The following is a 22,492-nucleotide window of genomic DNA, read 5'->3' as shown; positions in this document are numbered from 1 at the left end:
ACCTGAAATCCGAAGCCAATGAAAAACCGCAGGATCAACAGATTCTGCGGTTTTCCTTTTCCTGAAATATCCGACGGCGGATGCCACGTACCCAGCAACAGCCGTTCAGTGCCATTCTCTGCAGCGGCTAAATCTCGCGAAGAGCAGCAAACAGTGTCTCATTGGTGCAACCGGCTCTGTAGAATACAGCTGGTTTCCCGAGCGGGGCGGCGATCTGAATCTCCGCGCCGCCTGCAAAACTTTCACAAGTCCACACGTGCACCCAGCGCTCACCGTGCGGAAGATAGACGGTGCGGTCTTCCTGCGCGGCTTGCCACACCGGCGCAACAAGCACGTCGGCGCCGTAAAGGAAGCTGTCCTGAATGGTATAGGTCTGGCGGTCATCCTGGTGATGCAGGAAAAGCGGGCGTTGGACGGGCAAACCCCGCTCAACAGCCTCCACTGAAAGAGACTTGAGATAGGGCGCGAGGTGTCTGTAGATCCGCGTCATCCGGGCGAAATGCGACAGCACTTCCGGATCTTGGTCAAGCTGAACATTCTCACGCGGGCGGTTTCCCTCGTGACTGCGCATCACCGGAGTGAACGCCGCCATTTCGGCCCAGCGCATCAAAAGTTCAGGTGTACGAACATTTCCGAACAGGCTGGTGTAACCGCCGATATCCGAGTGATGATAGGCATTGCCGAGAAGGCCTGAGGACAGCGCTCCGCACATCACGGTCACAAGTCCATCGTGACGCGAAAAGTCCACCGACTGGTCCCCGCCCCATAAAAGCGGACAATGTTTCTGAACGCCCGTGAACCCTGCGCGCATGAAGAACAGTGCATCACCAGTCTTGTTGCGCGAAGCAACCGCCTTGGCATTGACTTCAGCCCACAGGGTCGGCCAGGCATTGTGCATCAGCTTGGCATCAACGCCGTTCGACAAATGCACATCGATTGGCAGGTATTCTCCAAAATCAGCCATCCAACCGGAAAGACCATAGTCCAGCATGTTCTTGCCGATGATCTCCTCGGCGAACCATTCCACCGCCGCCTCATTGGTGAAATCAACTACGCCACAATCGAATTCACCGAAATCCACGAGGGCCGTCTTTCCCAATCCATCGGTTGCGAAATAGCCCGCCTTGTCTGCGATCTCGAATAACGGTCCATCAATGCAGAGATAGGGGTTCACGTAGCCTAGAAAGCGAATGCCGCTTTCGCGCAACTCTGCTATCTTGTCTCGCAGCTTGGGATAACGTGTCTCGTTGGCTTGCCAGTCCCAAAACAATCTGGACCCAAAGGATGTTTGCCGCAGGCCGACCCAATCCTCGCACCAGAGAGCAGACACCTCCACGCCGGCTTGGCGCATAATATCGAGGCGGGGGAAGGAATTAGCGCCGTCTTTTAGGCCGATGATGGCGCCGTTGTAAACCCAATCGGGCAGCGGCGGCTGACGCCCGAAGCGCGAGGATAGCGTCTCGACCAGCTCCACAAAGGTCGGCGCGGCAAAGAGCTCGATCCGTTCGGGTATCGCCCACACCTCAATCTCATGAAAGGATTTTTGCCTGAAGTCGAAGACCGAATAAGCTGTCGTATCGACATGTAAAGCGTAAAGCGCCGACGATACATAGGTCGGTTGCGGATAGTTGGTGGTATAGTAATCACCACCAGCTTTGTCTTTAACATTGGCTTTGAACGTCATTTCACTTGTCGGGTCGCGGCCGACACCGGGTTCTGACGTCCACAGCGGGAAACGGCGTCCGCGCATGTCGAAATACGACATCTGCTCGCCGCCGCCCCAGACGTGTTCGTCATCATCGGCTTTGATGCGGACCCAAAGACGGTTGAGCTTGGGATCGGTCGCTTCAAACTTTATAGCGCTCTCAACGAGCGTCAGGATGAGACGAGGCGATTGCCCCGATGCGTCGGAGAGTGAAACTCTGTTGCCGTCAATCTCGGTGTGAGACAATGCGCGGCGTTCGATGACGTAATCTTCGATATCGAAATTGCCACGATACATATCCATGCGCTCTTGGCCATAGCCGACAAAGATTGCTGGCGAGGCGTCGCTGTGATCGAGGATCGTGCGCCCGTTCAGGGACAGCGTGAAGCCGGTCTCGGTCTGTTCGAGTTTCATTTCATTGTCTTTCAAAGTCTTTGATATCGGTTTGTTCGCAGCTCAAACTCACTCATCCCTTGATGCCGCCTGCCGTCAGGCCGGACACGACACGCTCCTGAAAGATGACGATGAGAATGGCGACCGGCACGATACCGACGACCAAGGCTGCGGAAATGACGGGCCAAGGGAAGGCGAATTCGCCCTGGTAAAGCTGAATACCAACGGGCAACGTGCGCAGGGTCGGATTGGAGTTGAAGGACAGCGCCAATAGGAACTCGTCCCAGGCATTGACGAAGGCAAGAATGCCAGCGGTGAAAACGCCGGGCGCGCAGAGCGGCACCACCACCTTGAACAGCGCTCCCATCCGTGTGCAGCCATCGATCATGGCGGCGTTTTCCAGATCGCGCGGAATTCCCTCGAAAAACGAGACGAGCATCAATGTGCAGACCGGCAGGCTCAGCACCGTGTAAGGCAAAACCAAAGCGGTCCAGCTGTTGAGAAGGTTGAGCGCCCGCATGATTTCGAACAGCGGCACCAGCAGCGTGACCAGCGGAAATGTGGAGACGGCGATGATGAGCGACAGGATCAGCCCACGATAGGCAAGATTGAGACGCGCCAGCGCATACGCTGCGAGGACGGAAATAAGCAGCGTCAATGCTGTCGATAAAAGCGCAACCATGAAGCTGTTGAAGAGAAAGATGTGCAGCGGTTGGTCCGAAAACGCCTGCATATAGTTTTGAAACGTTGGTGCATGCGGTATCCAGGTGATCGGCTTTGCCGTCAGCTCCGCCTCGGTTTTCAGCGAGGTGAAAAGTATCCACAGTGCTGGAAACATGCCGTTGATCAAAAGAATACCGGCGGCAATGAAACGCAGCGGTTTACCGGAGAGAAAAGACATGGAGCCGGAGGCTGTTTGGGTGCTCATGTCATTTATTCCTTCGTCCGGATCATGCGCAGATAAACAGCCGTCACGCACATCGACAGCGCGAACATGACAACGGCAAGGGCCGAGCCGTAGCCGAGATCGAGGAATGACACGGTGTTCTGGTGGATATACATGGCGAGTGTCGCGGTAGATGTGCCCGGCCCGCCGCCTGTCATCATATAGGGGATGTCGAAAGTCTGAAGCGCTGTAATGGTGCGGAAAATCAAGGCCACCACGATCGAGGGCTTGAGCAGCGGCAGGGTGATCTCGAAGAACTGTCGCAGACGTCCGGCGCCGTCCACATCCGCAGCTTCGTAAAGCGAGCGTGGAATGGTTTGCAGACCTGCCAGAATGATCAGCGCCATGAAGGACGATGTCTTCCAGATGATGGTCAGGCAAATGGCCGCGAAAGCCCAATTGGGCGAATTGAACCAGATGATGCCTTCAAAGCCGAAGCGGTTGAGGACATCGTTGACGACGCCATATTCGGAATGAAAAAACCAGGCGAAGATCAACCCGGCAAAGGATAATGGCAGCGCCCAGGGGATCAGAAGAGACAAACGAACGGGCCACTGTATGGCAAAGGGAAGGTTCGCCATAAGCGCGAGACCAAGACCGACCAACAGCGCGCCGGGCACGGTGATGAGAGTGATCAGAACGGTGTTCCAGGTCGTTTCCCAAAAAACCGGATCTTCCAGCATCAACTGGTAGTTTTCAAAGCCCACAAATGCAGCTGGCAAACCAGATGTCAACGAAAGGCTGAAAAAGCTCGTATAGATCAGTCGGCACATCGGATAAACGATGATCAACGACAGAAGCAGCGCCGCTGGTGCCAGAAGCAGGACCGCCAGCGAACGGTCGCTAAGGTCAAGCCATCTCGTCCAGCTTGGCGATGGTGCTAGATGCTTGTCATCAGCTTTTAATGGGGTCGTCATTGCCATGGTTTCGTTCCGAGACATTGAAAGGTCTGGCGGCGTTGCAAAGCGTCGCCTCCAGCGGGTCGGACCATTTTGAAAGAATGTCTCTCCTCCCCGGAAGCGAGAAGGAGAGACATGTCGCGTCTTAGCGCAATATGCGCTTCAAACGAGCTTCGATCTGGTCAGCGCCCTGCTCCGGCGTGGAGACGCCTGCCAGAACCGAGTTGACGGTCGTGCGGATGACTTCGCTGACCTCGTTGTAACGCGGGGTGACCGGACGAGGTTTGGCGGTCTCTACGACTTGAAGAGCGTCTGCAAACCATGGTGCGCTTTTGAGGACATCTGCATCTTTGTAGAGCCCGGCATAGGTTGGCAATAGCGAACCATTGATCGCCATGAACTTGGAAACGTCCTGAGAGGAAAGATATTCCACCAGTTTCTTTGCTTCGTCCTGATGCTTCGAATAGGCGGAAACGCCCCATTCCCAGCCACCCAGGCAAGTTGCCTGCTCTCCGCCCGTCACGGCGGGAACGCGCGCAACGCCGACCTTGTCGGCAACGGCGGATTCTTTCCCTTGAGCCTGCGCCCAGGCATAAGACCAGTTAACCGCGAAGATGGCATTGCCGGCCTGAAATTCCTTGCGGGTATCATCCGTGCCGACTTCTGCTATGTTTTTCTTGGAAACACCATCATCAACGAAGCTCTTCCAGAGGCTTAGCGACTTGATTGCAGCATCGCGATCAAAGGTCAGACGACCGTTCTCCGTCAAATTTTTCCCCTGGCTCCAGTAGGGCAGCAGGAAGGTGCAGACAGCGCCTTCGATTGCCTTACCTTGGAAAGACAGTCCCTGGAGATTGGCATTGCCTTCACCTTCGGAAATCTTCTTGGCTGCGGCCTTCAACTCGTCCCAGGTCTTGGGTGGTTGGATGCCATATTTTTCCAGAAGGTCCTTGCGGTAGTAGAGGAACTGCGAGTCCGCGAAGGCTGGCAGTGCTATGATTTTTCCATCTACGGTATTTGCACCGGCATAGGCTGGTAGGTAGCCCGACATGTCCTTACTGGCGAAGTCGCTGGTCCAGCCGGCAGCTGCAAATTGCGCAGGACGAATCACGTCGAGGATCAGCACGTCCAGGGATGTATCCTTCGCAGACATCACCGTATTGAGGTATTGCGCCTGCGCTTCAGATGTATTGCCACCGGTTTCGATCTTGACCTTCACGTCAGGATTGGCAGCTTCGTATTTGTCCAGCATCTGACGCCACACCTGTGGCTGGTGCTGGCTGGAAATGTAAACACTCAGTGTCGTCTCAGCAGCGGCTGGCATGGCGAAGGCCAGCATTGTGCCACAAAACAATGCACCGGTTAATGTCTTCAAAGTCATTATTTCCTCCCGTTTGATGTTTGTGTCGCGCGGTCCAATATCCTCCCCGCATGATATCAAGGCTTAGACTGCGCGTTCTGTCTCTACGTCGAACAGATGGATTTTGCCGGGATCAACGCCGATTTTCAAAGTCTCGCCAGCCTTGATTTGCGTCTCCGGCGGCATGCGCGCCGTTAGAATCTCGTTGCCTATGGCGAAATGAACCAGAGTGTCAGACCCCAAGGGTTCGACAACCTGAACCTTGCAGGTCAGCGATACCTGAGACACATCCGCGCTAAAGTGCTCGGGGCGAATGCCGACAACGAATTCTCTTCCTTCGACAGCACCGGCATGACCGGACGCCTGAAGCGCCGAGATCGGCAGATAATCGCCGTTTGAAAAAACCAGATTGCCGCCAGCGGTCTTGGCTTTTGCAAAATTCATCGCCGGTGAACCGACGAAACCGCCGACGAAAACACTGGCCGGGCGATTATAGACCTCATCCGGCGTGCCTACCTGCTCGATTTCGCCACCCTTCAGGATGACGATGCGATCCGCAAGCGTCATCGCCTCGACCTGATCATGGGTAACATAGATGATCGTTGTGCCAAGAGCCTGATGCAGCTTCTTGATTTCGGTTCGAACTTGCCCACGCAATTTGGCGTCGAGATTGGACAGCGGCTCATCGAACAAAAACACCTGCGGGCGGCGCACGATGGCGCGCCCCATGGCCACGCGCTGGCGCTGGCCACCTGAGAGTTGTCCGGGACGCCGATCCAGCAAATGGGAAATGCCCAGCATGTTGGCGGCGTCATCGACCCGCGCTGCCGCCTCGCCAGCAGCGATACCCCGCACCTTAAGGCTGAAACCCATATTTTCACGAACGGTCTTGTGCGGATAAAGCGCGTAGTCCTGAAAGACCATGGCGATATCACGCTCGCGTGGGGCCAGCCGGTTGACGACGCGATCGCCGATCCTCACCTCACCGCCGGTGATGGTTTCCAGACCGGCCACCATGCGCAACGTGGTGGATTTTCCGCAGCCGGAAGGACCGACGAAAACAACGAACTCCCCGTCGTTGATCTCCAGATCAATTCCCTTGACGATGCGCAATGCGCCGTAACTCTTCTCAAGCTTTGTAAGCTTAACTGATGCCATTCCTAATCACCCACCCTCGGCAACGTTGCTCCGAGGCTCCTCTTGTGAGAAAGCATACGTCATGATTTATGGAAATCAATGGTGTATCAATTTAATTTATTCCGTTTAAATTTGAAATTTATGCTTTGATTTCTCGGCGTAATTTCGGATTTTTTTAAAACACGAAATGAGACAAATTGATTTTGATCATATCGAGCGGCCGTTGAAACCTATCTGAGGCGGTTGACATAGCGGGCGACGCTCGGGTTATACCATGTGTGAGAAACCTCAGCTGTCATGCCTTCATGGGAAGAGCTTATACGTAGGACATGAGGGACCGGCTCACCGCATTTCGGATTGAAGGCTTCCGGTGACCAGTCCGGAACGTGGCCAAGGTCGATATGGTCTTCCGCTTTCGCTATCCATAACCCCAGCCGCGTCCGGTAATAGAGATAGAGCGATTCTGACAAATCCTCGGCTGCGACGTTGTCTATGTAGGAGCCGTCGAGCCATATTTCTTCAATGGCGGCAGTCTTCCCCGCGATCCGCCTCAGCCGACGGATGCGATGCCCTTCACAGGAGGCTCCGAATGATGGCAGTTCTTCTGGCTTGACCTGGCGGCTGACGCTGAGGATTTCCGCTGTTGGGAAGCCCCCACCGGAGATCAGCTCCAGGCGAAACATGGCATAGACGCTTTTGGGATCCGTGACCGCGCGAATATAATTGCCCGACCCCTGAATCCGCTCCAGCAATCCGCGACTGTGAAGCTCGGCAAGGGTCTTTCGCAACGTTCCGACCGCAATCCCAAGGGTATTGGCCATCTCACGCTCCGGTGGAAGCTTCTCTCCGTCTATCAGGCGACCGGCAGTTATATCACGCACAAGCGTCTCTGCGATCTGGAGATACACCGGCAGACTTCCTCTAGAACTCCTCATTCCCAACCCCTCCCGGCCAATGGTAGAAAAAATTGATACATTATTGATTTACTAAATAGCGGATGTTAGTTAAATGAGCAACGTCCTGTGAGGAGGATTTCATGACGATTGTGCCTGTAACGTCTGCTGATCTTGATGCTGCCGAAGTGTCATGGTTCTCAGCGCTCTGCTCCGATGACTACGCCTATATGGGGGTTCCCGATGGTTCGCTGCGTTCGAGTTGGGACCATTGTTCCTCCATCGTCAAGAAAGCCGAAGAGCTTGGCTTTCGCAATGTTCTGTGTCCATCTTCCTATCAAGTCGGGCAGGATACGCTGAGCTTTGTCGCGGGCTGCGCTCCCATTACAGACAAGATCAATATGCTGGCTGCGATCCGCTGTGGCGAGATGCAGCCCATCATGCTGGCCCGCACGGTGGCCACGCTCGACCATATGCTCAAGGGTCGCTTGACGCTGAACGTCATCAGCTCCGATTTTCCCGGCGAAGTCGCCGACAGTGCCTACCGTTACCGCCGCAGCCACGAAGTGGTGGAAATTTTGCGTCAGGCATGGACACGCGAAACAATCGACCACGACGGAGAAATCTATCAGTTCAAGGGCGTCTCGACTGAACCTGCCCGCCCCTACCAGCAAAATGGCGGGCCTCTGCTGTATTTCGGTGGCTATTCTCCAGATGCTTTAGAGCTTTGTGGTGCGCAGTGCGATGTCTATCTCATGTGGCCGGAAACCAGGGAACAGCTTGCCGAGCGCATGCGCGCCGTTCACGCGCGCGCAGAAGCGCACGGTCGAACGCTCGATTATGGTCTGCGCGTTCACATGATCGTTCGCGATACCGAAAAAGAAGCGCAGGAATACGCCGAACATCTCGTTTCCAAACTTGATGATGAGTATGGCCAACTGATCCGCAACCGCGCTCATGACAGCATCTCGCTCGGCGTTGCGCATCAGGCAAAAGCACGTGAACTGGCGGACAAGTTCGGTTATATCGAGCCCAATGTTTGGACAGGGATCGGACGCGCCCGCTCAGGCTGTGGCGCCGCACTCGTCGGATCGACTGATCAGGTCATGAGTGCAATTGAAGACTACAAGAAGATGGGAATTCGTGCCTTTATCTTCTCGGGCTACCCGCATCTGGATGAGGCCGAACATTTCGGTCGCAAGGTCCTGCCGCAGTTGAAGACCTGCTCCCTGCCGCATGTGCACGGGCGTGTGCCTGCCTCAACACCAGCAACACCTCTTGGAAATGGAGACCGTCACTGATGGATCGCATCGAACTCACATCTGACCTTTCGCTGAGCCGTATCGTCTATGGCATGTGGCGGGTAGGCGATGACGCGGACACCTCCGCGGCTCATGTTCAGGCCAAGATCGAGGCATGCCTTGCACAGGGCATCACGACCCTTGACCAGGCCGACATCTACGGTGGCTACACCGCCGAGGCAATACTGGGCGAAGCTTTCAAGGCATCACCCTCGCTGCGCGACAAGGTCGAAATCGTCACGAAATGCGGCATTGTCGCACCGGCAGGTCGCCATTCGTCGGCGCGCGTCAAGCATTACGACACATCGGCAGAGCATATCAATGCCTCCATCGAGGCATCGCTGCGCGACATGGCAACCGACCATATCGACCTATTATTGATCCATCGACCGGACCCAATGATGGACCCGGACGAAACCGGTGCAGCGCTCGATGAGTTGGTAGCATCTGGGAAAGTCCTCAGCGTTGGTGTTTCAAACTTCCGCCCATGGGACTTTTCGCTGTTGCAAACGCACATGGAAAGTGAACTGGTCACCAATCAGATCGAACTCAGCCTTGGCGAAACATCGGCCTTCACCAATGGTGATCTCGCCTATCTTCAGGAACGGAACCTTGCCGTTATGGCCTGGTCACCGCTTGGTGGCGGGTCGTTGATGACGGCGGACGGCGCTCTTGCCGATGCCATGACAAAAATCGCTGCCGCCCAGGGTGTCGATAGCGCTGCAGTCGCCGTCGCATGGCTGCTTCGGCATCCGGCCAAGATTCTCCCTGTCCTTGGAACCAACAACCTTAAGCGCATCGCTGCAATCTCCCAAGCAAGCCAGGTGGTTATGGACAGACAGATGTGGTTTGAGCTCTACACTTTGGCAAAAGGTCATGAGGTGCCCTGATGACATCCAACAACAGCATGCCTTCCCATGATGAACACAGGTTCGTTCCGGACGCTGCAAACGCACGCAGCTTTCGCACTGCCCTCGGAAATTTCCCGACCGGCATCACGGTCGTGACCGCGCAGACGCCGGGCGGGCCAATTGGAATGACGGTCAACAGCTTCTCTTCGGTCTCGCTTGATCCGCCGTTGATCCTGTGGTCCCCGGCCAAAACGTCATCCCGACATGATTTCTTTGCAGGCGCCACCCATTTCGCAATTCACGTCCTCGGCGCCGACCAAGGCGATTTGAGCAGCCGCTTCACCCGTGGCGGGCTTGGTTTCGAGGAGTTTTCCTGGGACGAGAACCCCGAAGGGGTCCCTATCATACCCGGCACACTGAGCCGTTTCGAATGTGAGCGTGCCTCAATCTACGACGGTGGCGATCATTCCATCCTGTTGGGCCGCGTCTTACGAGCAGCCCATCGCGATGGAGAACCTCTGTGCTTTGCACGCGGGGCACTGGGCCGGTTCGCAGTCGCGTCTTGAGACGCGGCGGCAGAACCGAGTCTCTCACGGCTGAAGCGCAGCGATCACGACGAAATAGCTGACCGCTATGAGCAGAAGCAGCGAAATCGATGAAGCAAGAATGACGCGCCCACCGGCACTCGCCACCGTACGAATATCCACCGAAAGCCCCAATCCGGCCATTGCAACGACCGTCAGCCCACTTGAGATCGTCAGCAGTATAGTCACGACATCGGATGGGATGAGACCCAGCGACCGGATGACCACGACAACCATGAAGCCGATGATGAACCAAGGGACGAGATGACCACGGGAAGTGGTTCGCCCCGCACGCCGGGCGGCCCTGCCTTGGAGAATACCCAACGTAAAGATCACCGGTCCGAGCATGAGGACGCGTAGAAGTTTGATGACAGTTCCCGTCTGGACGGCAACCAGACCTGCGGGGGTGGCGGCGGCCAGAACTTGTGGAACGGCGTACACTGTCAGACCGGCAAGCGCACCGTATTGCGCAGCCCCAAGGCCTGCATACACGTAAAGGAGTGGCAGAAGAAGAACAGAGGCGACACCGAGCACTGCCGTGAAGGCGAGCGCGGAGGCAACTTCATCAGAATTGGCTTCAATCACCGGCGCCACCGCGACGATTGCCGAATTACCGCAGATTGAATTTCCGCAGGCAATCAGCATCGCAAGCCGTGGTGACAGGCCGAGCAACCGGGCCACAGCAAAGCTCACATAGATCGAAATGGTGACGATCGCCACGACTGATATGATCAACGTCAGACCTGCGCTCCTAATCGTCGCAAAACTGATCGATGCGCCGAGGAGGACAATGGCGATTTCCAGCAACGTCTTGGAGCTGAAACTGATGCCGGGCCGCCAGGCGTTTCTCTCAGACAATACGGTGCGGGTCATGATGCCGAGGATAATCGCAAAGACCAATGCCTCCAGAAACCCGGCACCGAACAGAGCATGTTGAACACGCGCCAAGAGGTAGGCTGCAACTGCAACAGCAACGCAAACAGCAAGGCCGGGAATAATCTGACGTGTGCGGAAAAAACTCATAATGTGCTGTCTCAAGTGATAATTTGTGACAGTTTTTTCATCTAACTTAATTTACTTCCATCGAATAAAATTCTACGTTTCATTCGGAAAAACAGAACGATTTCCTATGACTTTCGAACAACTCGCAATTTTTGTCGCTGTCGCTGAACGTGAGCACCTGACCAAGGCTGCTGCTGCGATCCATCTGACGCCCTCAGCGGTGAGCGCATCGATCCGCAATCTCGAACAACACTACGGTGTCGAGCTTTTCCACCGGATCGGGCGCCGCATCGAACTTACGCCGACAGGTCGCATTTTTCTGGAAGAGGCGCGTACACTTCTCGCACGGTCACGATCGGTCGAACTCATCCTCAGCGAGCTTGGCGGCATGCAACGGGGTTCGCTCAGCGTTTTCGCCAGCCAGACAATCGCCAGCTACTGGCTGCCACCGCGTCTGATGGAATTTCACAACAACTTTCCCGGTATAGAGTTGACGTTGACAATCGGGAACACACGCACCGTAGCGGATGCGGTTATTAGCGGCGAAGCCGATATAGGCCTTGTCGAAGGTGAGCTTGATGAACCCGCGCTTGCAGCGTCTATCGTCGCGCATGACGAACTGGTCGTCGTCGTCGGCCCCTCCCATCCATGGGCGAGTAAAAAAGCCCTTGCAGCCGACGACATACGAGAAGGACGATGGGTTATGCGCGAAGTGGGCTCCGGCACCCGTTCCGCTTTTGAGGAAGCCCTTGAGGAAATGGGCATAAAAGCCAGCACCCTGCATACGGTGCTGGTCCTGCCATCGAATGAATCAATTCTTTGCGCCCTGCTGGCAGGCAGCGGCGCGACCGCCGTGTCAAGACTTGCCGCCCAGCAATATATCGAAAGCGGCAGGTTATGTGAGGTCAACTTCCCGGCGCCGGTCCGTGAATTCCGTCTTCTCAGACACAAGGAGCGTCATGCCAGCAAGGCCGCCCTGACACTTCTCGACATCTGTCATCAATGACGTGTCAACTCAATGTCTGATACGCATCTCGACACCCAATTCCAAAACGTCACGGAGACTATCTGGCGCCTTATTTCCCGTCAGATGGCAGAAAGGCGGCTGGATTGATCATCACTCTACCGACATGTTGTGCTGCCGCGAAATAAGCGAAGGTCTCAGAGGGTGTCATTGAAAGCGAATGTTTCCTCACCGCCGTTTCGGTCTTGGCCGCCTCTGTCGCAAGCCAACCGTCCCGTTTAATATCCACATCGATATTGAAGATGTCAGGACGAAACACCCCTTTAATCCAACTGCAGAACTGACCGCAAACGACGCGGTTGCGGTGACAACGGCGTGTCGACATCTTGATCACCGCATTGCTGGATGTCGCAGCGGTCGCGCCCAACACTCAAGCTGGAACGAAAACAAATGTATAGAGGCGCAAACGACCTATTCCACGGCTTCGAAGATAAGCGCATCGAGACGCCAGATGTTGATTTTGCTGTCCTGATTGCTGGTACTGGCCCTGTGATCCTGCTGTTGCACGGCTATCCAGAAACTCGCTCGGCGTGGCATAGAATTGCGCCTGCTCTGGCTGATGCATACACCGTGGTCATTCCTGACCTGCCGGGCTATGGCGACAGTCGCGTCACTGGCAATTCGCAAGGCATGGGCTCCAAACGTCGCATGGCGAAAAGCCTGCATGAAATGATGGTGGCAATGGGACATCAGCGATTCACGGTCGTTGGACATGATCGCGGCGGGCGGGTTGCCTATCGGATGGCGCTGGACTTTCCAGAATCCGTCACAGCGCTCGTTTCGGTCACTGTCGTGCCAACGCCGGAAATGTGGGAAGGTGCCAGCAAGGCTTTCGGCATGGGTGCATGGCACTGGTTCATGATGGCCCAACCGGCACCTCTGCCTGAAACGCTTATGGCGGCAGATCCAGGTTTCCTCATCGACCTCACACTTGGCAAGATGGCGGAAAATATTGAACTGATCGATCCTTTGGCGCTGGAAGACTACAGGCGCGCCTTCGACAATCCCGACGTTCGCCACGCCATGTGCCAGGATTATAGAGCTGGTGCCACAGTTGACGAAGCTGACGATCTTGCCGATCGCACTTCTGGCCGGAAAATCCAAATCCCAGTTCTGGTACTTTGGGAAAAAGACCGCCTCTATGGCGGAGGTCGCAAGCCTCTCGACATATGGGCTGACTGGGCAAGCAAGATCGAAGGAAGGGGCATCGGTGGCGGCCACCTGCTACCGGAGACCGCCGCTACTGAAGTGCTCGAAGAACTCTTGCCATTTCTTGACAAGACTGTGAATGCCCCATGAAAAACGGAAACGACTGATTGTGCAAGATTCAAATGACGGTTTACCAAGCCTGCGATGCCGCTGACCTGACAAAAAATGTCATCGACCTGCCTTAAAGGCATGGGAGACATCATCATTGTTCGTTGTCTTCCTTTTCAGTCGGTGGCAATGAAGGCGTATGGCGCTTCAGACACGTCATGTTTGGGAAGGGAATTGGAATGAACGTATTTTTGAGCCGCCGTCAGGCGCTTATCGGCATGGGCGCTCTCGGCAGCGCGGCGGCCTTCGGCCTACCCACCCGTGCCGCAACACGCAATCTCGCAGTCCTTCACCTCGCCAGCCACGCGCCAAGCTTCATCGCTTTCGAGCGCGGCTACTACAAGGACGCCGGACTGGATATCGAGCTGAAATTCTTCGAAGCCGCCCAGCCGATGGCCGTGGCAATTGCTTCCGGTGATGCAGATTTCGGTGTGACTGCGATGAGCGGTGGCCTTATCAGCCTTGCCCAGAAAGATGCCATCAAGGTTATTGGTGGCGCATTGACCGAGGAGAAGGGCGTCACCGGCGCGATCATCCTTGCATCCAACAAGGCCTATGACGCCGGCCTCACGGACCCTTCGAAGCTCTCCGGTAAAAGCTTTGGCATCACAACTGCGGGCTCGTCATTCCACTTCATGGCCCACAAAATTGCAGTCGCAAACAATATCAAGCTGTCGGACATGCAGTTGCGCCCGCTGCAGAAGCTGGGCGCCATTGTCGGCGCATTGACCACAGGTCAGATCGACGCCTGGGCGATTCAGCCGAATGTCGCGAAGAAAATGATTCGCGAAGGCGCTGCCAAACAGATCGGCCTGGTCTCTGATTACGCCCCGGATTACCAGGTCACGACCGCTTTTACCTCGACCAAGAATGCCGCCAGTGAACGCGAGATGACGGCAGCCTTCGTCAAAGCGTATTCGCGCGCGATTGCAGATTACAACGCTGCTTTTGTGGACAATAAGGCTGACGACGCCGAACGTGATGCTCTGGCGAAGATCGTCCACAAATATGTTGAAAGCGACAGCCCTTTCGAAGCGGCCAAGCAGAATCTGGTCGATGGTGCCATGCGCATCAACGCCGATCTCGCACTGTCGCTTGGCAGCTGTGTCGAACAGCTCGACTGGTTCAAGGCCGAAGGCATGGTCAAGGACGCGATTACCCACGAACAGCTGTTCGACACGTCCTACGTCAAGACGATCTGATCAGCCTGCTATTTTCGCGAAGGCCTCACGGCCTCCGCAGGGAGGACCCATGGACCTGAAGCTGAAGAACATCAGCCATTCCTACGGAGCCGTGGAGGTTCTGAAAGACATCTCGCTCGACATACCGCAGGGCCAGATCATCTGTCTGGTCGGGCCGTCCGGTTGCGGCAAATCAACCCTGTTGCGATTCCTCGGTGGTCTAGAACGCCCAAACTCAGGCGAGGTTTTGCAGGTCGGAAATCCTCCGCCGGGCTCCCTCAACCCTCTCACTTATGTCTTCCAGCATTTTGCCCTGCTGCCTTGGCGTACGGTCGAAGGCAACATCCGGCTTGTGCTTGAGGACCATGGTATCAGTCGGCGAGAGATGGAGGAGATCGTCACAGATGTTCTCGACCGAACCCGCCTGTCGGACTTCCGAAAGGCCCTTCCGAAACAGCTTTCGGGTGGCATGCGCCAACGCGTGGCGATCAGCCGGGCCCTGGCGGTCCGTCCCGCTGTCATGCTGATGGACGAGCCGCTTTCGGCACTCGACAGCCAGACACGCGAGCTCTTGATGGATGACCTGATCTCGCTGTGGACACGGCAGCCGTTTACATCCGTCTATGTTACCCACAACCTCAACGAAGCGGTCCGGCTGGGCCACCGTGTCGTCGTGCTTTCCCGCCGCCCCGGCCAGATCAGAGCAATCGTTGATATCGACATCCCTCTATCCGATCGACATCTCGGTGATCCCGTGCTGGAAGAAAAACAGAAACAGCTTTGGGACCTGATGCGCGACGAGGCGATGGCAGCCGACAAGGAGTTGGTCAATGTCTGACGTAACCATGCTTGCCAATACGCCCGAAGCAGGCAGCAGCGACAGGACGGACAGCAAGACTGCGCCGATTCGTCCAGTGGCATTTCGAGGCGGCGGCTTTGCGCCGATCCCGGTGCGCGGCGTGGGCATCGCCGTCTTCATCTTTTTGATCGCGCTTGCCGAAGTCGGCACCCGCAGTGGCTTCATTTCCAACCTGACACTGCCGAGACCCTCTGCAGTGCTCGAAACCTTCGTGCAACTCTGGCAGACCGGTCTTTTGTGGAAACACCTGCTGCTATCGTTGCAGCGGCTGTTCGTCGGCGCAGTCATGGGCATCACGGTTGGCATATCGGTCGGCGTCCTGATCGGCCTGTTCAGCTATGTTCGCGCTGGCTTGGTGCCGGTGGTCGCCGCGGTGTTTCCGATCCCGAAGATCGCGCTGCTACCGCTCTTCGTCATCTGGTTCGGCATAGATGAAATGTCGAAATACGCCTTGATCGCTTTCGGCACTTTCACGCCGACCGTTGTCGCAACCTATGGCGCCGTCGATAATGTCGATCGCACGTTAATCCGCATGGGCCAGAGTTTCGGGCTGAGTTGGTGGTCCATCATTCGCAAGATCGTTCTGCCCGGGGCTTTCCCCGCCATCCTTTCCGGTCTGCGCGTGTCAATCTCGATCGCCATCATTCTTCTTGTCGCCGCGGAAATGCTCGGCGCGCAATATGGTGTCGGTTCCTATATTCTTGAAGCAGGCTCGCTATATGACCTCGAAAAGCTTTTCGCTGGCGTCACGATCCTTTCGGTCATGGGCTTGATCGTTAATTTTGCAATCGGACAGGTCGAACAGCGCTTTCTCAGCTGGCGCGGCTGACACCATTACCGTTGACGAGGTGCTGATCCGTGTGCATTCTGCTGGCATATGCGGCACTGACCCTCATATCGCACAATGCACACCGGGCTACAAGTCGATAGAAAGCGCCATACCAATCACCATCGGCCATGAGTTTTCCTGGACGATAGAACGAGTTGGCACCGATGTTCCAGTTAACGCTATCGGAACCCGAGTGACCGCATGGGAGAGGTTTGATGGCAGCCGCCATTCTCGCACTCTGGAATGATTATCCGTCCAAGCTTGCGGAAGAATACGAAGCCTGGCACACATTCGAGCATGTTCCAGAGCGACTGACAGTTCCTGGCATGCGTGCTGCCCGCCGCTACCTGTCTTCAGCCAACAGTGAAACCTACTTTACCCTTTACGAGCTCGAAGACCTCAACGTCATCGAGCACCACGCCTATCTCGACCTCGTTCGCAACCCAACTCCTTGGTCGCTCAAGATGCGTCGGTATTTCTCGAGCGTCCTTCGTATTCCCGGAGTGGTAACGTCAGCAGGCGGAAACGGAATAGGTGGGGCCGCACTCGTACAGGCCTATTCTGTTGGACGCGATGAAGCGCATGCATTGGCATGCGAGTTAGAAATCGTTTTGCAGCAACTCACAGAGAAAGCCCGCATACTTGGGTTCCGATTGGCGCTTGCCGCGCCGAACCAAATATATGATGTTTTTCCTCAAGACGAACCGACCGATCCTGATACGGTCGACATCGTGGTCATTGCGGAGGGGAGTTCCGTAGGGGCACTTGCCACGCTGCAAAATGCGTTGACCCAGAAGATAATGTTGATGCTTCAACCTCGCACCTGTCTTCGCAACGACATTTTCCATATGCTTACCAGCTATCGAGGCGACGAGTTTCCAAACCACCGATCTCAGCTTACCGTAGACGAAGTATCAAATATTTGGGTCGGATAAGAGTTTAGCGTCCCGTCATGGCATGGACGGCAGATTTTATATACGTTCCCCTTGCCAATTTCACCATCATCGGTTCGCGCCCCGATGGCAGCACATGCTCCTCTCCTTGAACGCCGGGCTATGGTTCCAGCTCTTCCGTCTCGCCAAGGCATCTCCTCAATAGCCCCGAGTTTCGTGGACACCCCAGGGTCAAGTTGTCTGCTGTTTTTCGAAGACGACTGGCGACAGCATTCCGTTTCTGACATGCTTGCGGTTGGGGTTGCAGAACATTTCGACGTAGTCGAACACTTCGTGGCGAGCCCCATCGCGGCGTGTACCTAGCTATGACCACTTCCAGCAAGAAACCAAAGGGTCAATAACCCAGTGCAACCCCGTCCTTGCGCGATTCCGATGCGCCTGAAAGCGTTCCGTTCTCCCAGTCGATGCGGATCACCTGTGCGCCACCGATAGGGTCTTCCGTCGGCACGATCTCAAAGCCGCGCGCTTGAAGTTCCGCAATGGTCGAAGCCGGAACCGTTTGCTCCACCTCGATCTTTGGCGCAAGCCCGCTTGCAGGCACGAAACGCGGCAGGTCGATGGCATCCTGCATGTCCATGCCATAATCGAGCACCTTGGACATCAGATGGGCGTGACCCATGGCCTGATAGTAGCCTCCCATCACGCCGAAAGACATTTCGGTACGGCCGTTGCGCGTCACCATGCCCGGGATGATCGTATGCAGCGGACGCTTTTCTGGCGCGATCATATTGAGGTGGCCGCGCCTCAGCGAGAAACTCTGGCCACGGTTGTGCAGCATGACCCCCGATTTCGGCGCGACAATGCCGCTACCGAAACAGTCGAAGATCGAATTGATGAAGCTCACTGAATTGCGCTCTGAATCGATCACGGAGATATAGACAGTATCGCGGTGGCGCGGCAGTTCAAATGGAGGCAAGTCCGCAATCGCCTGCTTAAGATCAATCATGCCGGCAAGCCTGCTGGCGAATTCCTTGGACAGCATTTCCTCGACGGGGACATCGGCCTTGGCAGGGTCCGCCAACCACGCATCGCGTGCCGCATAGGCAAGCCGTGTCGCCTCGGTTTCGATGTGCATGCGATCGGTCGCATCCGGCGCGCCTGCGGCCTCGAAATGCGACAGGATGTTGAGGATCATCAGCGCAATGATGCCTTGCCCATTGGGTGGGCATTCGTGGATTGTGTAATCGCGGAACGTCGTGGTGATGGGCGTCACGTACTCGCCCTCGGCATTGGCGAAGTCCTCAAGCGTATGAAGCCCACCGAGAGAGCGCAGTCGCTCCACCATATCTTCGGCAACCGGCCCGCGATAAAACCCGTCACTGCCTTCGGCAGCGATCCTACGGAAGGTGGCGGCCAATTCCGGCTGACGGTGCATCTCGCCAATGCGCGGCGCGCGGCCCCGTGGCAGGAAAATGCGGGATGCGGCCTCGTCTGCCTCAAGCAGTTTCTCTTCCTTAACCCAGTCGCGATGCACACGCGGCGAAATGGCATATCCGTTTTCGGCAAGAGCAATTGCGGGCGCCAGAACCTCGGAAAAAGGAAGGCGACCATGATCCGCGTGAAGTCGCGTCCAGGCGTCGATGGCTCCGGGAACGGTAACAGAGGAAGGGGATTGACGCGGGACCTCGGTCAGGCCGCGCTCCTCGAACCAGTCCACCGTCAGGGCTGCCGGTGTGCGGCCCGAACCATTATAGGCGATCACGTCGGCTCCGCCCTTCGGTGCATAAAGCGCGAAACAATCGCCGCCAATGCCGGTCGATCCCGGTTCGACGACGCATTGGACAGCGCAGGCCGCAATGGCAGCGTCCATGGCGTTACCACCTGCCTGCAGGATGTTGATTGCCGTCAATGTGGCGGATGGGTGTGATGTCGCGGCCATTGCCGTGGCGGATACGGCGACCGATCGCGTCGGCGTCTCGAAATTGCGCATTGCCTTTTAGTCTCCGTTATATGCAGTCATAGAAAGTGATTCAGCTGCGCACGCGATCAGGCGTCAGCCTTGCCTCGAGCAGCGCGAGCGCCCGCACGATGAGGAAGTTGAGAACGAGGTAGATTGCGCCGGCTGCGATGAACACCTCCATGGCGCGGTAGGTCTGGGCGATCAATTCCTGCGCTATGCCGGTCACCTCGGTCAGCGTAATGATTGAGGCAAGCGAGGTTCCCTTCACCATGAGGATGATCTCATTGCTGTAGGCGGGCAACGCCTGACGCAGGGCCAGCGGCAGGACAACCAGCCGCAACGTCAGCACGCGCGACAGGCCCAGCGAAGAGGCTGCTTCCGACAGCCCGCGCGGCACATTGCGGATCGCACCGCGCAGAATTTCACTGCCATAGGCGGCGGTGTTCAGCGTCAGCGCCAGAATTGCGCACCAATAAGGCTCGCGAAACAATGACCAAAGCCCGAGCATCTGCAGTGTCGGGCGGAATTGGCCGAGCCCGTAATAGATAAGGAATATCTGGACCAGAAGCGGCGTGCCCCGAAAGATCGCGACGAATGTCCTGATGGGCCAGACGATGAAAGGCTTTTGCCCCTGCTGCGCCAGCGCGAGAACAAGCGCAAGGACGAAGCCGAGCAAGACTGAGGAGCCAGCCAGTTCGAGCGTCAGCGGCAGGCCAGCCAGAAGCTTCGGTATGATTTCGAGGAAAAAGCCGGGATCGATCATCAGTGAACAACCCCACGCGAAGCATTGGCTTCAGCCCGCCCGAAGACGATGCCGGTGATGCCAGCGATGGCGAAATAAAGCACGGCGGCGGCGCCATAGAATAAGAAAGGCTCCCGTGCCGAACCCGCCCCGATCTGCGCCTGGCGCATCAGCTCAACAAGGCCAATGACGGAAATAAGAGCCGAGTCCTTCAAGACAAGTTGCCAGACATTGCCAAGACCGGGAATGGCGTGGCGCAGCAATTGTGGCACGATGACGAGGCGGAGCATCTGGATGCGCGTCAGTGCCAACGCTTTGGCCGCGTCGAACTGGCCCTGGTCGACAGCCAGATAAGCGCCCCGGTAGACTTCAGCCTGATAGGCCCCGGAAATGAAGCCAATGGTCACGATCCCGGTGGCGAGGGCTGGCAAGCCTGCAAAACCTTCCGCACCGAACAGACGGAACAATGCCGTCAGCGCGACGCTCCCACCGTAATAGAAGAAGTAGATCGTCAGGAGATCCGGCACGCCGCGAAACACGATCCCGTAGGCGGACGCGATGCCGCGCGGAAGTCGCGCTGCGGAAAGCCGACCGGCTGCCGCCAGCCCACCAAAGACGATCCCGAGCGCAAACCCTGCTACCGAGAGGAGAAGGGTGACGCCGGTGGCTTCGAGCAATGCCGCACCCCAGCCTCCGGGTCCGAAACCGAGCAGAAGAAATTTATCGAACATGAGGTTTCAAGACCTGTCACACGGTCGGCGACGACGGATCGACGCAAAACCGCTTTGTGAAAAATGGGACGGGATCGAATGACCTTCGCCAGTTGATCCCGCCCGGTCTGCGCGTGTTACTTCACCGGCGTGACGTCGGTATGCACCCACTTTTCGGACAAGCGCTTGATCGTGCCGTCAGCAATTGCGGCATCAATGGCTGTGTCGAACATCTCCTTCAACGCTTTGTCTTCCTTGCGCATCCCTGCGCCGCTTCCAAGTCCAAATATGCCGCCGACAAAGCCTGGGCCTGCAACGGTATAGTCGGCAAATTCAGGCTTGGCGAGCGTAGCGGCGAGCACCGTCTGCTGAGAGAAGAGCGCGTCCACGCGGCCAGCGGCCAGATCGAGGTCATGCTGCTCCGTCGTCTTGTACTCGCGGATCTCGACCGTATCGCCGAAATACTTCTTCACGAATTCGAGGTTTGTCGTGCCGGACTGGACGCCGACGACCTTGCCCTTGAGTAGAGGCTTCAACTTCTCGATAGCAGCCTTGGAAACGGCTTCGTCCTCAAGCTTGAACTTCTCATTGGAAATTCCAAGCTTGCCGAGGTCACTTTCCTTTGCGACCGCGAAACCCGAAGGATCGACAGCGTAGGGTTTGCTGAAAGCAATCGTTTCTAGGCGCTTGGGCGTGATGAACATGCTGGCCATGATCACGTCGAACTTTCCAACGGTCAGCGAGGGGATGAGACCGTCCCAGTTTTGCGCGATGATGGTGCACTTGATCTTCATGCGAGCACACAGATCGTTAGCGATTTCGATTTCAAGCCCGTCGAGCTTGCCGTCGGCGGTGGTGAAGTTCCACGGCGCATAGGCACCTTCGGTCGCAATAGTAATGGCTTTTGGCGCATCCGCCGCACTTGCAAGCGGCGCGGATATGATTGTCATGAAGGCAGCCGCAATCGCGGCCATACGACGAGATGTCATGGCTTTTCCCTTGTTGTTGTGCCGCCTGAACGGCTGTTCCCCGTCCTTGCCAGATGTTTCCCCGGCTTCGGACAATTTTCCAGTCGGCGATCAGCGCCGGCTAGGACTTGCGAAATCGGCAAGCAGCGATGCCGTGCAAAGCACGTGTTCCTGCATAACCCTTTCGGCCTCGGCGACATCGCCTGACCTGAAAGCGTCGATGAGGTTCTGATGTTCCTCGCGGGCAGAAAGCGGCTTGTCGACATAATCGAACCAGATGCGCATGTAAGGCTCGATGGCCACGTGAAGCGCCGCGATCTGGCGGATGAGTTTCGGTCGCCCGCTGATCTCGTAGAGAAAAGCGTGAAATTCCTGGTGGCGCAGCACCCAGTCACTGCTGCCGGTCTCGCCAGCGCGTTCCATGCGCAAGAGCAATCTATCCAGTTCTTCGAAGCTCTCCAGCGTCAGACGCGGCATAACGATGCGCACTGCAAGACCCTCAAGGACAGAGCGGATCTCAAACGTCTCGTTGAGCTCATCAAGCGTAAGGCCTGCCACCACGCAGCCGCGATTGGGGCGGAGCGTGACGAGACCATCGGCCGCCAGCCGCCTAAAGGCTTCACGAACCGGCATGCGGCTCATTCCTATTTCCGCAGCGATCTCTTCGGGAATAAGGCGGTCACCCGGCTTATAGCGGCTGAAACGCAGCGCCTGCTGGAGGTACGTATAGGCCTCTTCCTCAGCCGTTGAGGCGACGTGTGCGGTGGATGCATATGAAATCGCCATCGTCGCCCTCTGGATTTTTGTATCCACTTATCCAAACACCGTGTTGGAGGCCCGTCAAGGAGTTTATTGTCGAAAGTTTTAGCTCAGACTTGATGGGGCAATCTACCTCACCATCCAATGCCCCTAAATAGCCATTCATTCTAAACGTGATC

23 protein-coding genes and 1 pseudogene are annotated in these 22,492 nt (G+C 56.4%); 10 read left to right on the top strand and 14 right to left on the bottom strand.

Annotation, left to right across the window (positions count from 1 at the left end):
* Positions 1-127 precede the first annotated feature (127 nt).
* The 6 genes from ATO67_RS09625 to ATO67_RS09600 all read right to left on the bottom strand — a co-directional run bounded on the left by ATO67_RS09625 (position 128) and on the right by ATO67_RS09600 (position 7,375).
* Positions 128-2,119 carry an alpha-glucosidase gene (locus tag ATO67_RS09625; RefSeq protein ID WP_067647602.1) on the bottom strand — a complete coding sequence of 664 codons (1,992 nt, stop codon included), beginning with the start codon at positions 2,117-2,119 and terminating at the stop codon, positions 128-130.
* A 52-nt stretch (positions 2,120-2,171) separates the two neighbouring features.
* Positions 2,172-3,026, bottom strand: a complete 855-nt coding sequence (locus ATO67_RS09620) for a carbohydrate ABC transporter permease (protein ID WP_067647600.1) — start codon at positions 3,024-3,026, stop codon at positions 2,172-2,174.
* Between the two features lie 5 nt (positions 3,027-3,031).
* Positions 3,032-3,967 (bottom strand): carbohydrate ABC transporter permease, encoded by a 936-nt coding sequence (locus ATO67_RS09615; protein ID WP_067647597.1) that lies wholly within the window; start codon positions 3,965-3,967, stop codon positions 3,032-3,034.
* Between the two features lie 121 nt (positions 3,968-4,088).
* On the bottom strand, positions 4,089-5,324 hold the full coding sequence (locus ATO67_RS09610; RefSeq protein WP_067647594.1) for an ABC transporter substrate-binding protein: 1,236 nt from the start codon (positions 5,322-5,324) through the stop codon (positions 4,089-4,091).
* A 63-nt stretch (positions 5,325-5,387) separates the two neighbouring features.
* Complete coding sequence (locus tag ATO67_RS09605; RefSeq protein ID WP_067647586.1) at positions 5,388-6,461, bottom strand: ABC transporter ATP-binding protein; 1,074 nt, start codon at positions 6,459-6,461, stop codon at positions 5,388-5,390.
* 209 nt (positions 6,462-6,670) lie between these two features.
* Positions 6,671-7,375 (bottom strand): GntR family transcriptional regulator, encoded by a 705-nt coding sequence (locus ATO67_RS09600; RefSeq protein ID WP_067647583.1) that lies wholly within the window; start codon positions 7,373-7,375, stop codon positions 6,671-6,673.
* A gap of 101 nt (positions 7,376-7,476) precedes the next feature.
* Between ATO67_RS09600 and ATO67_RS09595 the strand changes: the two genes are divergently transcribed.
* From ATO67_RS09595 to ATO67_RS09585, 3 genes are read left to right on the top strand one after another with little or no spacing between them, the layout of a single operon-like run.
* Entirely contained in the window at positions 7,477-8,634 is a 1,158-nt protein-coding gene (locus ATO67_RS09595) for an LLM class flavin-dependent oxidoreductase (RefSeq protein WP_067647580.1), read from the top strand.
* Positions 8,634-9,524, top strand: coding sequence for an aldo/keto reductase (locus ATO67_RS09590; RefSeq protein ID WP_067647577.1), 891 nt, complete (start codon positions 8,634-8,636; stop codon positions 9,522-9,524). Before ATO67_RS09595 ends, ATO67_RS09590 begins: the two co-directional genes overlap by 1 nt.
* The gene (locus ATO67_RS09585; protein WP_067647574.1) at positions 9,524-10,051 is read left to right on the top strand and encodes a flavin reductase family protein; all 528 of its coding nucleotides are present in this window, start codon (positions 9,524-9,526) and stop codon (positions 10,049-10,051) included. Before ATO67_RS09590 ends, ATO67_RS09585 begins: the two co-directional genes overlap by 1 nt.
* 24 nt (positions 10,052-10,075) lie before the next feature.
* On the opposite strand, the gene ATO67_RS09580 is transcribed toward ATO67_RS09585, so the two are convergent.
* Complete coding sequence (locus ATO67_RS09580) at positions 10,076-11,092, bottom strand: YeiH family protein (RefSeq protein ID WP_067647571.1); 1,017 nt, start codon at positions 11,090-11,092, stop codon at positions 10,076-10,078.
* A 106-nt stretch (positions 11,093-11,198) separates the two neighbouring features.
* Between ATO67_RS09580 and ATO67_RS09575 the strand changes: the two genes are divergently transcribed.
* The gene (locus ATO67_RS09575; RefSeq protein WP_067647568.1) at positions 11,199-12,077 is read left to right on the top strand and encodes a LysR family transcriptional regulator; all 879 of its coding nucleotides are present in this window, start codon (positions 11,199-11,201) and stop codon (positions 12,075-12,077) included.
* Between the two features lie 70 nt (positions 12,078-12,147).
* On the opposite strand, the gene ATO67_RS09570 is transcribed toward ATO67_RS09575, so the two are convergent.
* On the bottom strand, positions 12,148-12,420 hold the full coding sequence (locus tag ATO67_RS09570; RefSeq protein ID WP_157940950.1) for a hypothetical protein: 273 nt from the start codon (positions 12,418-12,420) through the stop codon (positions 12,148-12,150).
* A 65-nt stretch (positions 12,421-12,485) separates the two neighbouring features.
* On the opposite strand from ATO67_RS09570, the gene ATO67_RS09565 reads away from it, so the two are divergent.
* The 6 genes from ATO67_RS09565 to ATO67_RS09545 all read left to right on the top strand — a co-directional run bounded on the left by ATO67_RS09565 (position 12,486) and on the right by ATO67_RS09545 (position 17,216).
* Complete coding sequence (locus ATO67_RS09565; RefSeq protein ID WP_067647562.1) at positions 12,486-13,394, top strand: alpha/beta fold hydrolase; 909 nt, start codon at positions 12,486-12,488, stop codon at positions 13,392-13,394.
* Positions 13,395-13,591: 197 nt separating this feature from the next.
* Positions 13,592-14,614: an ABC transporter substrate-binding protein gene (locus ATO67_RS09560; RefSeq protein ID WP_067647559.1), complete on the top strand. Its 1,023-nt coding sequence runs from the start codon at positions 13,592-13,594 to the stop codon at positions 14,612-14,614.
* 49 nt (positions 14,615-14,663) lie between these two features.
* Positions 14,664-15,431 (top strand): ABC transporter ATP-binding protein, encoded by a 768-nt coding sequence (locus ATO67_RS09555; protein ID WP_067647556.1) that lies wholly within the window; start codon positions 14,664-14,666, stop codon positions 15,429-15,431.
* Between the two features lie 7 nt (positions 15,432-15,438).
* Positions 15,439-16,281 carry an ABC transporter permease gene (locus tag ATO67_RS09550; RefSeq protein WP_245303957.1) on the top strand — a complete coding sequence of 281 codons (843 nt, stop codon included), beginning with the start codon at positions 15,439-15,441 and terminating at the stop codon, positions 16,279-16,281.
* Positions 16,282-16,300: 19 nt separating this feature from the next.
* On the top strand, positions 16,301-16,528 hold the full coding sequence (locus ATO67_RS22345) for an alcohol dehydrogenase catalytic domain-containing protein (RefSeq protein WP_280940021.1): 228 nt from the start codon (positions 16,301-16,303) through the stop codon (positions 16,526-16,528).
* Positions 16,497-17,216, top strand: a complete 720-nt coding sequence (locus ATO67_RS09545) for a DUF4286 family protein (RefSeq protein ID WP_067647550.1) — start codon at positions 16,497-16,499, stop codon at positions 17,214-17,216. Before ATO67_RS22345 ends, ATO67_RS09545 begins: the two co-directional genes overlap by 32 nt.
* Positions 17,217-17,405: 189 nt before the next feature.
* Here the strand turns inward: ATO67_RS09545 and ATO67_RS23075 are convergent.
* The 6 genes and pseudogenes from ATO67_RS23075 to ATO67_RS09520 all read right to left on the bottom strand — a co-directional run.
* Positions 17,406-17,525 (bottom strand): annotated as a pseudogene (locus ATO67_RS23075) (IS3 family transposase); the annotation flags it as partial.
* Between the two features lie 43 nt (positions 17,526-17,568).
* The gene (ggt, locus tag ATO67_RS09540; RefSeq protein WP_067647547.1) at positions 17,569-19,164 is read right to left on the bottom strand and encodes a gamma-glutamyltransferase; all 1,596 of its coding nucleotides are present in this window, start codon (positions 19,162-19,164) and stop codon (positions 17,569-17,571) included.
* Positions 19,165-19,204: 40 nt separating this feature from the next.
* Positions 19,205-19,897 carry an ABC transporter permease gene (locus tag ATO67_RS09535; RefSeq protein WP_067647543.1) on the bottom strand — a complete coding sequence of 231 codons (693 nt, stop codon included), beginning with the start codon at positions 19,895-19,897 and terminating at the stop codon, positions 19,205-19,207.
* Entirely contained in the window at positions 19,897-20,607 is a 711-nt protein-coding gene (locus tag ATO67_RS09530) for an ABC transporter permease (protein ID WP_067647540.1), read from the bottom strand. The genes ATO67_RS09535 and ATO67_RS09530 overlap by 1 nt, the downstream gene beginning before the upstream one ends.
* A 116-nt stretch (positions 20,608-20,723) precedes the next feature.
* Positions 20,724-21,575 (bottom strand): transporter substrate-binding domain-containing protein, encoded by an 852-nt coding sequence (locus ATO67_RS09525; protein WP_067648257.1) that lies wholly within the window; start codon positions 21,573-21,575, stop codon positions 20,724-20,726.
* Positions 21,576-21,665: 90 nt separating this feature from the next.
* Positions 21,666-22,340 (bottom strand): GntR family transcriptional regulator, encoded by a 675-nt coding sequence (locus ATO67_RS09520; RefSeq protein ID WP_067647537.1) that lies wholly within the window; start codon positions 22,338-22,340, stop codon positions 21,666-21,668.
* Positions 22,341-22,492 lie beyond the last annotated feature (152 nt).

This window comes from Agrobacterium bohemicum (genome assembly GCF_001562555.1).
Lineage (GTDB): Bacteria > Pseudomonadota > Alphaproteobacteria > Rhizobiales > Rhizobiaceae > Agrobacterium > Agrobacterium bohemicum.
The sequence above is the reverse complement of the archived record's forward strand: the minus strand, read 5'-3'. Positions and strand labels throughout refer to the sequence as shown.

Excerpts from the sequence above, each read along its gene's own strand:
- ATO67_RS09625 (WP_067647602.1), bottom strand. The coding sequence starts at position 2,119 with ATGAAACTCGAACAGACCGAGACCGGCTTCACGCTGTCCCTGAACGGG.
- ATO67_RS09620 (WP_067647600.1), bottom strand. The coding sequence starts at position 3,026 with ATGAGCACCCAAACAGCCTCCGGCTCCATGTCTTTTCTCTCCGGTAAA.
- ATO67_RS09615 (WP_067647597.1), bottom strand. The coding sequence starts at position 3,967 with ATGGCAATGACGACCCCATTAAAAGCTGATGACAAGCATCTAGCACCA.
- ATO67_RS09610 (WP_067647594.1), bottom strand. The coding sequence starts at position 5,324 with ATGACTTTGAAGACATTAACCGGTGCATTGTTTTGTGGCACAATGCTG.
- ATO67_RS09605 (WP_067647586.1), bottom strand. The coding sequence starts at position 6,461 with ATGGCATCAGTTAAGCTTACAAAGCTTGAGAAGAGTTACGGCGCATTG.
- ATO67_RS09600 (WP_067647583.1), bottom strand. The coding sequence starts at position 7,375 with ATGAGGAGTTCTAGAGGAAGTCTGCCGGTGTATCTCCAGATCGCAGAG.
- ATO67_RS09595 (WP_067647580.1), top strand. The coding sequence starts at position 7,477 with ATGACGATTGTGCCTGTAACGTCTGCTGATCTTGATGCTGCCGAAGTG.
- ATO67_RS09590 (WP_067647577.1), top strand. The coding sequence starts at position 8,634 with ATGGATCGCATCGAACTCACATCTGACCTTTCGCTGAGCCGTATCGTC.
- ATO67_RS09585 (WP_067647574.1), top strand. The coding sequence starts at position 9,524 with ATGACATCCAACAACAGCATGCCTTCCCATGATGAACACAGGTTCGTT.
- ATO67_RS09580 (WP_067647571.1), bottom strand. The coding sequence starts at position 11,092 with ATGAGTTTTTTCCGCACACGTCAGATTATTCCCGGCCTTGCTGTTTGC.
- ATO67_RS09575 (WP_067647568.1), top strand. The coding sequence starts at position 11,199 with ATGACTTTCGAACAACTCGCAATTTTTGTCGCTGTCGCTGAACGTGAG.
- ATO67_RS09570 (WP_157940950.1), bottom strand. The coding sequence starts at position 12,420 with ATGTCGACACGCCGTTGTCACCGCAACCGCGTCGTTTGCGGTCAGTTC.
- ATO67_RS09565 (WP_067647562.1), top strand. The coding sequence starts at position 12,486 with ATGTATAGAGGCGCAAACGACCTATTCCACGGCTTCGAAGATAAGCGC.
- ATO67_RS09560 (WP_067647559.1), top strand. The coding sequence starts at position 13,592 with ATGAACGTATTTTTGAGCCGCCGTCAGGCGCTTATCGGCATGGGCGCT.
- ATO67_RS09555 (WP_067647556.1), top strand. The coding sequence starts at position 14,664 with ATGGACCTGAAGCTGAAGAACATCAGCCATTCCTACGGAGCCGTGGAG.
- ATO67_RS09550 (WP_245303957.1), top strand. The coding sequence starts at position 15,439 with ATGCTTGCCAATACGCCCGAAGCAGGCAGCAGCGACAGGACGGACAGC.
- ATO67_RS09545 (WP_067647550.1), top strand. The coding sequence starts at position 16,497 with ATGGCAGCCGCCATTCTCGCACTCTGGAATGATTATCCGTCCAAGCTT.
- ggt (WP_067647547.1), bottom strand. The coding sequence starts at position 19,164 with ATGCGCAATTTCGAGACGCCGACGCGATCGGTCGCCGTATCCGCCACG.
- ATO67_RS09535 (WP_067647543.1), bottom strand. The coding sequence starts at position 19,897 with ATGATCGATCCCGGCTTTTTCCTCGAAATCATACCGAAGCTTCTGGCT.
- ATO67_RS09530 (WP_067647540.1), bottom strand. The coding sequence starts at position 20,607 with ATGTTCGATAAATTTCTTCTGCTCGGTTTCGGACCCGGAGGCTGGGGT.
- ATO67_RS09525 (WP_067648257.1), bottom strand. The coding sequence starts at position 21,575 with ATGACATCTCGTCGTATGGCCGCGATTGCGGCTGCCTTCATGACAATC.
- ATO67_RS09520 (WP_067647537.1), bottom strand. The coding sequence starts at position 22,340 with ATGGCGATTTCATATGCATCCACCGCACACGTCGCCTCAACGGCTGAG.